Raw genomic sequence first — 13,654 nt, 5'->3', positions numbered from 1 at the left:
AACCAAGGAGGTGCTTGGTGGGGATTTAACCTGGAAGCCCCCGGGGTAAATCATTCCGCCGAGTTTACTCCTACCCAAAAAGGTTGTATCTTATATTGAAAATGCGCTATTTAGCGTCCAATTAATAGAAAAACATAATCATTGGACTAATATGAAAAGAGGATATACGCTGACGCTATGTCTGCTGGCTTTACTGGGCATAGGACAGCCTACCGAGGCCCAGATGTGGAAGGCCATGGAGCCTGAGTCACTCCCTGTTAAAAGACATGAAAATGCGATGGCCGAGGCCAACGGCAAATTATATCTGATAGGTGGAAGAGGGATAAAGCCTGTAGATCAGTACGACCCTAAAAAAGACACCTGGACCAGTTTGATAGAGACACCAATAGAAATGAGTCATTTTCAAGCCGTAACTTTCAAAGATGAGATATGGGTTCTAGGCGCTTTTACGGGTTCCTATCCCCACGAGTTACCAATTCCCAATGTCTATATCTTCAACCCGGTCAAAAACGAGTGGCGTAAGGGTCCTGAGATCCCTCAAGATCGGTTGCGTGGTGCCGCTGGAGCATTCACCCATCAAGGCAAGATATACCTTGCCTGCGGTATCCAGGACGGGCATTGGGATGGCCAGGTAGCCTGGTTTGATGAATTTGACCCAAAAACCAATCAATGGAACAGGCTGCAAGATGCCCCACGCCCTCGCGATCACGTGCAGGTTGCCCTACACGACAATAAACTGTATGTAGCAGGTGGACGTCTATCCAGTGCCAAGACAAAGGACACTTTTACCCTGACGGTAAACGAGGTAGATGTCTATGACTTTAATACAAAAAGTTGGACCACTCTGCCGGCTGAACAAAATATTCCCACCCCAAGGGCAGGATGCACGGCGGTAACCTATCAGGACAAAATTCTGGTAATAGGAGGTGAAAGCGGGGCCCAAACCCAGGCGCACTCCGAAGTAGAAGCTTTTAATACCAAAACGCAGAAATGGGAAAAGCTACCGTCCTTACACCAGGGTCGACATGGCACCCAGGCGGTTTTATTAAACAAAAAAGTATACATCGGGGCAGGATCGGCCAACCGAGGTGGAGGCCCAGAGCTTAACGATTTAGAAGTCCTTATAAAATAAACAACGGGACTCAATTCACCTGTAGCTATCTTTATTTAGCCCCATATTTACTTAGAAAGTAATGTACAAATCTCTTTTCCTGATCGCGCTCTCCCTGGCAGCCTTCCACAGCAAGGCACAGGACAAAATCTTTACCAAAGCAGACAGCCTACGGGGCGCCATCACCCCCGAAAGGGCTTGGTGGGACCTTACTTATTATCACCTCAGCGTGAAGCCTAACCCAGCCGACAGCACCATAAAAGGGAGCACCCTGGTAGGCTATACCCCCATAAATCCTGGGCAGCGCATGCAGATCGACTTACAGGAGCCCCTGCAAATCGATGCCGTAACCCAACACGGCCAGTCTCTGCGCTTCACCCGTGAGGGCAATGCCTATTTTATCACTTTGACCAAAACTCCTCAAGTGGGTAAGCCCGACTCCCTGCTGATCCAGTATTCGGGCCGCCCCCGCCTGGCCAAAAATCCACCCTGGGATGGAGGCGTACAGTGGAAAAACGACGGCAAAGGACTGCCCTATATCGCTACTTCCTGCCAGGGACTCGGTGCCAGCGTATGGTGGCCCTGCAAGGACCATATGTACGATGAGGTGGACAGCATGCGCATAAGCATCACCTCGCCCCCGGGCGTTTCCGATGTGTCCAACGGGCAGCTGGAATCGACCCGCCAGCATGCCGACGGCAGCAACACCTATACCTGGCTGGTACGCAATCCCATCAACAACTACGGCGTCAATATGAATGTAGGCGACTACGTGAGCTGGCAGGAAACCTACGACGGTGAAAAAGGCCCCCTAAAGTTGGGATATTATTCCCTGAGGGAAGATGAGGCGAAAGCCAGAAAACAGTACCAGCAGGTACCCTTGATGCTCAAGGCCTTCGAGCACTGGTTTGGCCCCTACCCTTTTTACGAAGATGGCTATAAAATCGTACAGGTACCCTACCTGGGCATGGAGCACCAAAGTTCAGTTACCTACGGAAATCGCTTTGAAAATGGGTATCTGGGACGGGACTTATCCAAAACCGGCTGGGGACTTAAGTGGGACTTTATCATCATCCATGAGAGTGGCCACGAATGGTTTGCCAACAACATCACCTACAAGGATGTCGCCGACATGTGGATCCATGAAAGCTTTACCAATTATTCGGAATGCCTATATACCGAATATTATTATGGCAAAGACGCTGGTGCCGACTATGTGATAGGTACCCGTGCCAATATCGCCAACGACATCCCCATTATCGGGATCTATGGAGTAAACCAAGAGGGCTCTAAAGACATGTATTATAAAGGGGGCAATATGCTCCATACCATTCGTCAGCTGGTACATAACGACGAAAAATGGCGGCAGATCCTTCGTGGCTTAAACGAAGAATTTTACCATCAGACGGTAACCAGCGCCCAGATCGAAAACTATATGAGCAAGAAATCGGGGATAGATCTGAGTAAGGTATTCGACCAGTATCTGCGGGATATACGAATTCCAACTCTGGAATACCGCTCTTCAAAGAAAGGCTATGAATACCGCTGGACCAATGTGGTAGAAGGCTTTGATATGCCCGTTAAAGTTCAACTCGGTAGTAGAACAAAAACCCTTAAGCCGAATGGTCACTGGAAAATGGTAAAGGGGAAGGGAGGATTGGTCATAGACAGGAATTATTATGTTACGAGTAAAGAGATCTAGTGTCCAAGAATGTTAAGGATTTAAGATGGTCATGTTTCAATAGAGAATTGCTCAATCAATTTTACAGCTAGTCCAAATATCACAAGCAGACCATTTTAGAAGCAGGTGGCATTATCGCCTCCGAAATTGCAAAAGCCTTGCCAGCCTAAACCGACCGTATACGCTTGGTGAGGCGTAACCCGCAACGTATCAACCCTACCGACGAGTTGATATCAAAGGATTTAACGGACCGTGATTCCCTATTTAAAGCCGTGAAAGGATCTTCGATCGTATATGTTTACGATAGGTTCCCCTTATGACACCAGTTGCTGGCAAAGCCAGTGGCCTGCCTTCATCCATAATGTGGTAGAGGCTTGTCAGACTTACGAATGTAAGCTGGTATTTTTCGTTAATATTTATATGTACGGTCCGGAAAGACGCAATCCAATGACAGAGGACACTCCCTACCGTCCCAGAAGTAAATAAGGACAGGTAAGAGCCGCCTTTGTCAAACAGATGATGGATGAAGTGGAGAACAGAAAGCTTACAGCGTTGAAGGCCCAGTCGGCCGATTTTTATGGCCCGGGCATCGCCAGCAGTAGTCACCTAAATAAAATTGTTTTTAAACCGTTACATGCAGGTAAAAGGCCAACTGGATGGGTTCCGTCAATCAAAAAACATTCTTTTACTTAGACGCCTGATGCGGGACGAGCTACTGCCTTGCTAGGCGTTACCGTCGATGACTAGAACCAAGTATGGCATCTGCCTACTGTCTTCAAGTCTTTCAAAGGTAAATAATGGATTGAAGCCATCGCTCCGGCCATGGACAAACCTGCAAAATATCAGGTGGCCCCAAAATTACTAGTACGGATCATGTGGGCTGGTTTATGCCCATTATGAAGGAAATGGTTCAAATGCTTTAACAATATGATCGGGACGACGAATTCAACAGCGATAAATTCGAAAAACGTTTTCACCAGTCTCCTACCCCCTATCTGGAAGGTATTAAAAGGGTAATAAGAGCTAGTTTTTCAGGGGCCCAGGAAGGGAGCGATGCCATACGCAAGCAGGCTTTATCCATTTTGAAAAAAATTAGAATGACTCTTACTTTACTTTTTTTGAAAAATCTAAGACTAGATAAGGTCAAAAATTAGATAACCATAATCCCTCCCCGCACAAAAGAGGGATTATGATTGTTCAGTCAAACAGGCGGGCAAAATGATTCTCCAAATGGCTACGCATGGCATTGCGAAGTTTTTCGGCATCGCCATTTTCAATAATATCTACCAATCCACCATGTGACACATAACTCTGATTGTCGACCAGCTTCTTTAAAAGCCCGCTTTGATGAACATAATCAAAAACAGGCAATAGTAAGCGTTGAAATTTCTTCATAGTCTCGTTCCCTGTAATTTCATATAGTTTACCATGGAAAGCTATTTCATGCTCTATTTGAAAGAGTAATTTCTCCGATCGTGGCGGTTCATGCTTGACCAACTCCTTGAGGTCCTGAATATCCTGGGCACTAACTCGTTCCATGATAAAGTCGGCCATACCAATTTCCAAAGAAAGCCTCATTTCGAATATCTCCTTCAAAGTTTCCTTGTTAAGAATTTTAGGATTCATACTCTTTTGCAATACCGATACCAAGTCGGGACTGGTAATCACAGCCCCTCTATGCTTCTTGGATTCTATGAGCCCCATCAGTCTTAATCGTAACATGGCCTCTCTGATCACCGTGCGGCTAACGCCCAACGACTGTGCTAGCTCCAACTCCTTCGGTATAGCATCCCCTACCTGAAATTCCTTCTCAATAAATAGACTGATAAGATTTTGCTCCACCTTATCCACCAAAGAACTGGTATCGATCATCGGGATACCTGCAAGTAATTTTTCCATTTCCGTTTAAAGGGTATTTGACTTTATCACCACCGATTTTGTATGATGAATATTATTACCATTATTCAGTAGCAATCAGCTCTAAAATCTTTCGGGAATAATTTGACGGCCGAAAGCCGAATGCCGATTGCAATACTAAACAAGTCGTGATAAAGTCTATTATGTCCGACAAAATTGGGGTATTTCTTTCAATTATCAACCTGTAACCACCTTTAATTAATATAAGGATTTAAAAAAAATATTGCAAATTTCTTGCATTAGAAACCACAATCCTATTATCTTTATTATGTCATACATAATACATTTTCTAATCCAACCTGAAATATATGCATTTTACAACTACCAGATGGTGCCTGCTACTGAGCATTCTCAGCTTTATACTGGCACGCGATCTTAGGGCACAGAGTACCCGAATCATAACCGGTCAGGTATATGCCGCCGACGACCGTCAACCCTTACCATTTGTAACGGTTCTGCTCAAAAACAAAAGCCAGGCTGTAGAGACAGACCATGAGGGGCGTTTCAGTATATCCAGCAGTCAGGGCGACCTTATTCAATTCCGGATGGTAGGTTATATAACTCAGGAAAAAACAATAGGGAACGGCACGAACTTGGATATATTCCTTCAGCCCGATGTATCGGCCCTGGAGGAGGTAGTCGTGACAGGCTATGGGACTAGTAGCAGGGCACGTATCACCTCCTCCATTGCCAAGCTCGATTCTAAGGTCTTAGAGACGGGCATGCGATCTAATCCGGCTCAGGCGTTAGCCGGTACCATTTCGGGCCTCAGGGTAACTACGGCAACCGGCAGGCCTGGCGCCACTCCTACCATCATCCTTAGGGGAGGTACCAACTTCGACGGAAGTGGCAGCCCGCTTATCATCTTGGACGGACAAGTTCGGGGATCCTTTAGTGACATAAATCCTGAGGATATTGAGAGTATGGAAGTCCTGAAGGATGCCTCCGCAACGGCTATTTATGGAGCCAGAGCCAGTAACGGAGTGGTTCTGATTACCTCTAAAAGAGGAAAAAACGGAAATTCTTCCATTAGCTTTAAATCAAAAACAGGAATTAATTTTCTGAATATACCCTATAATTATCTTTCCGCAGAGGATTATATACATTGGACCAGGAAAGGGGTAGTAGAAGCCATCAAAAATGGAATCGCCAGGCCGTCGATGCTTTCCGGGGTGGGCCCCAGGAGCACGGGCAATCTATACAAGGATACCAACGGAAACATATTGGACGGAAATTATGATTCCAGGGCAATCTGGAGCACGATGCGCTTAAATGACAGCAACCGGGAGTTATTGACAGCCGAGGATGGATGGAAAACCATGCTTGATCCGATTCCTACCAACAGCGCCGGAGAATATGACCCTAATGGTAGTCAGGCTGAGCTCATTTACAAGGATTTTAATTACGGAGATTACGCCTTTCGTTCACCAGCGATCTCTCAGGACTATAATATAGGGATGAATGGAGGAAACGAAAAAGGGAGCTATTATGCCAATTTAGGTTATTACAAAGAAGATGGCTTGTCATTGGGAACCTTCTATAAGCGTTTCAATTTCACCCTCAACGGCGACTACAAATTAAAAACCTGGCTAAAATCGGAGAGCAGCTTCCAGTTTGCCAGAGCCAATTGGCGTGACCAATCCCTTCAAAATGGGGAAGCCAACTATTGGGGCAGGATGTTATCGGCCCCACCTACCATGCGCGGCACCAATTCGGCAGGGGAATTGCTCTTGGGACGTGATGCCAGTGATGGAAACCCAGCAGTGAATATTGACAAATACCTAAGAAGCAACCAATCGGACAAATTCACTATTGGTCAATCTTTTATAGTCGATTTCACCAAAGATCTTTTCCTGAAAGCAAGCGGCATTCTGCTGTACGACGAAGCCAATAACGAATCATTTAATCGAGATTACCGGATAGGAATTATGAGTAAAACCAACCCAAATACGGGTTGGAATAGGGATCGCAGCAGCTATGCCAGCTTCGATCGCAGTATCCGCCAAACCTATAATGCCATTTTAAACTATAAGACCAGCATCTCAGGTGCGCACCATCTGGACGCTATGCTCGGTTACGAATATTACGAGCAATACAATAAGGGCTTCGATGCCAGTGGAAAGCTAGCACCTACTGACGACTTTCAGGATTTGGGACTTACCAGCAACGAGGCTACGCAACGTACCATTGACTCCTACCATACGAAGGAAAGGATCATTTCAAGCTTTGGACGCCTGAACTATGACTTCGACGGGCGCTATCTGGCCTCGTTTACCGTACGCCGTGACGGCTACTCAAGGCTTTTGGGTGACAACCAGTTTGGCATATTCCCGGCATTTTCGGCAGGCTGGCTACTACACAAGGAAAGCTTTATGGCGGATTTTCAACAATGGTTATCTTTTATGAAATTAAGGGCTAGTTACGGTAAAAATGGCAATATCGGAAGTATAGGCATCTATGAACTTCAGGGTTCCTACGGCTCACAACCCGCTTATAACGCTACTATAGGTTTTCTGCAAACAGGAATTGCCAACCCCAACTTGAAATGGGAAAAAAGTAATACGGTAGAAGGGGGGCTTGAACTGGGCTTTTTCGAGAATCGCCTCACTAGCAATATTGCGATATATAACCGGATAACCACCGACAAAATTGCCAGTGTACAACTTCCAACTTCTTCGGGCATCAGCAGCATTCGCACCAATAATGGCAGTATGCGCAACCGGGGGGTGGAACTAGAAGCAACCTATAAGGCGGTACAAAAGGAAGATTTCACTGTCCAGATCGGCGCCAATGCCGCTTGGAACAAAAACACCATTTTAAAACTACCCTACAACGGCAACGACAATAACAGACAAGGTGGGCAGCGTATCTTCGATCCAAAATCTGGGAAGGTGATTTGGGTAGGTGGTCTTCAGGAAGGTCAGGAATATGGACAGATATTTGGCTATGTAAGTGAAGGGATCATTCGTACTCCTCAAGACCTAGCTACCTACAATAAGATCGACATCGCAGCCGGAGAAGTTCAATATGGTGGAGCGGCAGGAAAGAGAGTAGCCAGTGCCCAACAGATAGAGTCCAAGAAACTAAACCCATCCGCTTACATTGAAACGCAGCTGGGAGATATGATGTGGAAGGATGTTGACATGAACGATACCATCGATACCCGGGATATGGTTCCGATGGGGCGTACCATTCCTCGCTGGACCGGTGGTTTCAATACTTCCGTGCGCTGGAAAAACCTTTCCTTGTTCATCAGAATGGACTTCGCCTTAGGACATAAACAAATGGACTTTCAACAGATGTGGTCTCTTGGTAGTTTCCAGGGCGAGTTCAATGCAACCGACCTGGTAAAAGACAGCTGGACACCAGAAAACCCGAATGCCAAATACCCACGATACACCTGGGCCGACCAGCTCAACGTCAAAAACTATGATAGGCCCAGTAGTCTGTTCTGGGTAAACTCATCCTATCTAGCATTCCGGGAAGTATCATTAAGCTATTCGGTTCCCAGCACCCTACTTCAAAGGGCGAAAATTGCAGGTCTCACATTTACCGCTACGGGTCAAAACCTAGGTTATCTGACCAACAAAATGCTGAACCTTCCAGAACGAACTGGTAACCAAACCAGTGCCTACACCATCCCGACTACCTTGATTCTAGGGGCATCGTTCACTTTCTAATCACGATTTTACATGAAAAAAATATCAAAAATACTCTTTAGCCTAGCCCTTATTATTTGGACTATGGCCTGTCAAGATAGCCTTAACCTGGCACCGGAGGACTATTTTGGAAGTGGGAACTTCTGGAAATCTGAAGCTCAGGTCAACAACTTCATGGTGGGATTGCACAAACAATTCCGCGACAACCAATTCCAGTTCTTACGACTGGGCGAAATGCGTGGAGGGTTTTATAGCAACGTAGACCGACAAGCTACCTCTCTAAATGAACTTCCTATCATCGAACAACGCCTGGAAGAGACCTCTCCTGGCGTAAGTAACTGGGCAGGGTTTTATGGAGCGATCCTACAGATCAATCTATTTCTTAATAAATTACAAAACATAGAATTTATACCTGATCAAAGAAAACAGTACTTGTTAGGCCAGGGGTATGCGATGCGGGCCTACTACTATTTCCATTTGCTACGCACCTATGGGGGTGTACCCCTGGTACTCGAACCAGAAGTTCTGAATGGCTCCACAGACGCCATTAGCTTACGGAAGAAGAGATCGTCTGAGGAGGCCGTATTGCAGGCTATCAAAGCGGACATCAACAAGGCTGTTGAGCACTTTGGATCTCAGACTTCTCCACCAAATAAAAGCCAATGGTCCCCACGTGCAGCCCTGATGCTTCAGGCTGAGGTGATGCTCTGGTCGGCGAAAGTGTATGGAAATACCAGCGATTTGGTTCTAGCTAAGTCGGCGCTCACCGCTGCTGCAGGCAGTCAGCTCCTTCCCAAGTTTTCCGATGTATTTTCCTATGGCAATAAAAACAATAATGAAATCATATTGGCCATTCACAATAAAGTGGGAGAGTCCGAAATGAGTGGAGTGGCGGCCTATACCTATTCTACTTTCAATTTTAACGGACTTCATTACAAAGACAGCACCGTCTCTGAGGGGATTGGAAACTTTCTGGTAGACCCTTTGATACTCGCCGCTTCCAACTCGCAACAAGTGATTCAGCGCTACGGGTATACCTTCTCCTTATTTCAATCATATCACCCCGCCGACAGCCGTCGTATGGCGACGTTTTACGACTATTATAAAGTGAACACCGGCCAAAAACCGTATGAAGTCGCCATTCGTAACACTGCATTGGTAAAATTTCTGGGGACACTAGATGCTAACAAAAGATACTTTTCCGACGATTGGCCCGTATATCGGGAGGCTGACCGACTTTTGATGCTGGCAGAAGTGGTTAATGCAGAAAACGGAGATCCTACGACCTATGTGCAAGCCATTCGTGATCGAGCCTTCGGCCCTGGAAAAGATCCACAACCCTTCGTCTACCAGAATCAGGATGCCAGTGAATTAGCTATCTTTAAGGAACGAGTCAAAGAGTTTGTTTTTGAAGGAAAACATTGGTACGATCTTCGTCGAATGAAAGTAGCGGGAGTACCATTGGTTTTTAAAAGCACCCTTCACCCCTACGGTTTACTCGATAAAGCAACCCAGGGGTATCGGCAGCTTTGGCCCATTGAAGCCAATATCTGGACCAACGATCCACTGGTAAAACAAACTCCAGGATACATGACCGCCCGACCTAACTAGAAAACGCACAATAGGGGGGTTCCAATGATTTCTGCGGAGCCCTCATCATTTCATTCTATTTTCCATTATGCCTAAAAACATGAACCAAAAACTTACCGGCCTCATTGCAGCTCCCTTTACTCCCATGTATCCTGATGGCCGGCTTCATCTTGAAAAGATTACTGAATACTATCAGTTTCTAAAATATAATCAGATCTCTGGTGCCTTTATTTGCGGCTCCACAGGAGAGGGCGTCTCCCTTACCCTAACAGAAAAAAAACAGGTTGCTGAGGCCTGGGCCGCTTGCACCGCAGCCGATCCAGCCTTTAAGGTGATGACCCTGGTGGGGGGCACTTGCCTGGCCGATGCTATTGATCTGGCACAGCACGCCCAACAGGTTGGTCTATATGGCGTTTCTATGACCAGCCCGTTTTATTTCAAACCAGCGTCTATATCTCTTTTGGCCGACTCCATCCGGATGGTAGCCAACAGTGTCCCCGACCTGCCATTTTACTATTATCATATTCCGGTTCTCACGGGTGTTGGATTCCCTATGCTGGATTTGCTAAAAAACCTGGATGGCACTTTACCTAATTTTGCCGGCATTAAATACACCCACGAAGACTTCATGGATTTCCAGTCCTGCATAAATTACCAACGCCAACGTTACGATATGCTGTGGGGAAGGGATGAAAATATGTTATCCGCCTTAGCGGTAGGGGCCAAAGGAGCCGTGGGCAGTACCTTCAATTACGCAGCTCCTTTATATCTGCGTTTAATAGAGGCTTATGAAAAAAATGACCTGTTAACTGCTGCTAAACTTCAACAGACTTCCATTAATATGATCCGACTCCTTGGAAAGTATGGAGGCATTTCGGTGGGCAAGTCTTATATGAAAGTGGTGGGTATGGATTGTGGAGAATTCAGGCTTCCAGTGGGAAATATGAACTCTGATCGATTCACCGCATTCCAAACCGAGGTAACCGCTCTCAATTTTGATAAATTCCGCTCCATTCCATGTCAGAAACCCCATAGCTCATGACCTTTCCACGCATACTGATAGTGCTATTATATTTCTTCATGGTAAAGGGTAAGATTCATGCTCAAAGTGAAATGGCCAACGACATAAAGTGGACTGTGGCCACCAAACTACCTGATGCACCAGGGCATAAACAGCCCGGAGTAGCCGGTGCTTTCGTGGGCATCCACAAAGGGGTAATGCTAATCGCTGGCGGAGCGAATTTTCCTGACCAAATGCCCTGGCAGGGAGGTACAAAAAATTACAAAAAAGAAATCTACATACTCAGAAAAGCGGAAGCTGGGTATGCATGTACGCTATTTCAAAATACCCTGCTTCCCCACCCTGTAGCTTATGGAGGTAGCACTAGCATGGAAGATGGGGTGGTATGCGTAGGTGGAGAAATTAACGGAATCCCTACCGCCGACGCTTTCTTAATGCGATGGGAAGAAACCCGTGTGAGGATCATTTCTTTGCCAAGCTTACCTATCCCCCTGACGAATGTAGGCCTTACCCATATCGGTTCGGTCGTATACGCCATTGGTGGGGAAAATGAGGACGGCCCCTCCCGGCGATGCTTTAGCCTGAATCGGGACGACGCTAGTCCAAGCTGGACCGCTCTACCCGACCTACCCTCGGCGCGCTCTCATGCTGTAGTAGTCGCCCAAAGCGATGGTAGTCAACCAAGTCTGTATGTATTGGGTGGCCGCTCGGCTCAGCTTTCCGCAATCAGCAAGCTATATGGTAATACTTTTCGCTATAACCCCGTAGCAAAAACCTGGTCGGAAAAAGCGCCCATTGGGAATGGAAATACCACCACCAACCTATCGGCAGGCACCGGAGTGGCAGTAGGAGCTTCCTATATCCTCCTAATTGGTGGTGACCAGGGGCAAGTATTTCACAGAATTGAAGATTACAATATCCGCCTAAAGCAGGCGACTGATTTGCTGGAAGCGGACCGATTGAAGACCGAAAAACTAGCGCTACTAACCTCCCATACAGGCTTTTCTAAGGAGTTACTCCTGTACAATACCATCACCGATACCTGGACCAGCATAGGTACCTTGCCTCAACCCGGACCTGTAACCACCACCGCTGTAAAATGGGGGGACGACATCCTTATTCCTAGCGGAGAAATACGTCCTGGTCTACGAACACCGGAAATCATAGTTGGAAGCATTCAGAATAAAACTTTTTTTTCTTGGATAGACTCTTTGGTTTTACTCATATGCTTCCTGCTGATGACAGCAGGAAGGTATCTATTCACCGGTCATACGAACAGTACACACGACTATTTTAAGGGAGGTGAAAGGATCCCCCAATGGGCTGCGGGAATAAGTATTTTTGGCGCAAAACTTAGTGCCATCACCTTTATGGGTATTCCCGCCAAAACCTACGCAACCGACTGGACGTATTTCTTTTTATTAATGACCATCATCCTGGTCATGCCGATTGTTGCCCGGTATTTCATTCCCTTTTACCGAAGGTTAGGAGTGACTTCTGCTTACGAATATCTAGGTCAGCGTTTCCATTTCGGTTGTCGTATTCTGGCTTCTTCACTTTACGTCCTGTTACAATTGGGACGCATGGGCATCGTGGTGCTATTGCCCAGCATCGCGCTAACCCTCGTTACGGGCATCCCTGTTCACATTTGCATTATCGTTATAGGCGCCATCAGCATCTTTTTTACGGTAAAGGGCGGCATTGAAGCCGTAATCTGGGTGGAGGTTATCCAGGTTCTAATTTTGGCGATTGGCGCATTATTTTGTCTCTTCTATCTCCCATTCCATATCCAGCATTGGGAGCAGGGGACGATGGCACTACAAAACCAGGAAAAGCTCAAAACACTAGACTTCCGTTTCGACTTTACTCAACCTACTTTCTGGGTGGTACTCATCGGTGGAATGGCCATTAATTTACTTACATACGGCTCCGATCAAACTACCGTCCAGCGTTATCTGACAACAAAATCAGAAAAGGAGTCCATCAAGAGTCTACAACTTGGCGCATGGCTTACCTTGCCTTCAACCCTCGTTTTTTTCTCCATCGGCACATTACTTTACCTTTTTTATCGGGAGCAACCACAATTGGTGAACATGGCTCTGGACAGCCAGGACAATATTTTCCCCTGGTATATCGTCAGTCAGCTGCCGGCAGGGCTATCAGGATTGTTGATCGCTGGAATATTTGCTGCCGCCATGAGCAGCACCGAGGCCAGCATGAATTCGACAGCTACCCTTTTGACCACCGATTTTTACCAAAAGTTAAAACCGCAGGCCACCCCAGCCCAAAGCTTGTTATTTGCCCGAATCACCACCTTCGCCCTGGGACTATTTGTAACGGTTATCGCCCTATATATGGCCTATAAGGGAGTATCTTCCCTTTGGGATAAGTTCAACACCATATTAGGCCTGTTTACAGGCTGCATTGGGGGGGCCTTCTTGCTAGGCATATTTACCACCAGAGCCAATGGCCATGGCGTTATGCTTGGCATGGTCATCAGTTGCATTACCCAATTGTTTATCCAACAGTATAGCACCATGCATTTTCTCCTCTATGCCTTTACTGGGTTGATGAGCTGCATGGTTTCAGGATATCTATTGAGCCTGATCTGGCCCCCAAAGTCGGATCTGAAAGGGCTTACCCGCTACACCTAATTGCATAAAAAAATCCATAAT

At 46.5% G+C, this 13,654-nt stretch carries 7 protein-coding genes; 6 read left to right on the top strand and 1 reads right to left on the bottom strand.

What is annotated here, in order from left to right:
- Window positions 1-151: 151 nt before the first annotated feature.
- Window positions 152-1,132 (top strand): Kelch repeat-containing protein, encoded by a 981-nt coding sequence (locus tag X939_RS0121595; RefSeq protein WP_025765354.1) that lies wholly within the window; start codon window positions 152-154, stop codon window positions 1,130-1,132.
- A 61-nt stretch (window positions 1,133-1,193) separates the two neighbouring features.
- Window positions 1,194-2,813: a M1 family metallopeptidase gene (locus tag X939_RS0121590; protein ID WP_025765353.1), complete on the top strand. Its 1,620-nt coding sequence runs from the start codon at window positions 1,194-1,196 to the stop codon at window positions 2,811-2,813.
- 1,176 nt (window positions 2,814-3,989) lie between these two features.
- Here the strand turns inward: X939_RS0121590 and X939_RS0121575 are convergent.
- Window positions 3,990-4,691: a FadR/GntR family transcriptional regulator gene (locus X939_RS0121575; protein ID WP_025765351.1), complete on the bottom strand. Its 702-nt coding sequence runs from the start codon at window positions 4,689-4,691 to the stop codon at window positions 3,990-3,992.
- Window positions 4,692-5,017: 326 nt separating this feature from the next.
- Between X939_RS0121575 and X939_RS0121570 the strand changes: the two genes are divergently transcribed.
- From X939_RS0121570 to X939_RS0121555, 4 genes are all read left to right on the top strand, one after another.
- Window positions 5,018-8,389, top strand: a complete 3,372-nt coding sequence (locus X939_RS0121570) for a SusC/RagA family TonB-linked outer membrane protein (protein ID WP_044200317.1) — start codon at window positions 5,018-5,020, stop codon at window positions 8,387-8,389.
- A 12-nt stretch (window positions 8,390-8,401) separates the two neighbouring features.
- On the top strand, window positions 8,402-9,979 hold the full coding sequence (locus X939_RS0121565; RefSeq protein WP_025765349.1) for a RagB/SusD family nutrient uptake outer membrane protein: 1,578 nt from the start codon (window positions 8,402-8,404) through the stop codon (window positions 9,977-9,979).
- 79 nt (window positions 9,980-10,058) lie between these two features.
- Window positions 10,059-11,000, top strand: coding sequence for a dihydrodipicolinate synthase family protein (locus tag X939_RS0121560; protein WP_025765348.1), 942 nt, complete (start codon window positions 10,059-10,061; stop codon window positions 10,998-11,000).
- A complete protein-coding gene (locus X939_RS0121555) occupies window positions 10,997-13,633 on the top strand; it encodes a sodium:solute symporter family protein (RefSeq protein WP_025765347.1) in 2,637 nt (878 codons plus the stop codon). The genes X939_RS0121560 and X939_RS0121555 overlap by 4 nt, the downstream gene beginning before the upstream one ends.
- Window positions 13,634-13,654: the final 21 nt, after the last annotated feature.

The sequence above is a fragment of the Dyadobacter tibetensis Y620-1 genome, assembly GCF_000566685.1.
GTDB lineage: Bacteria > Bacteroidota > Bacteroidia > Cytophagales > Spirosomataceae > Dyadobacter > Dyadobacter tibetensis.
This window is presented reverse-complemented; position numbering and strand designations above follow the sequence as displayed.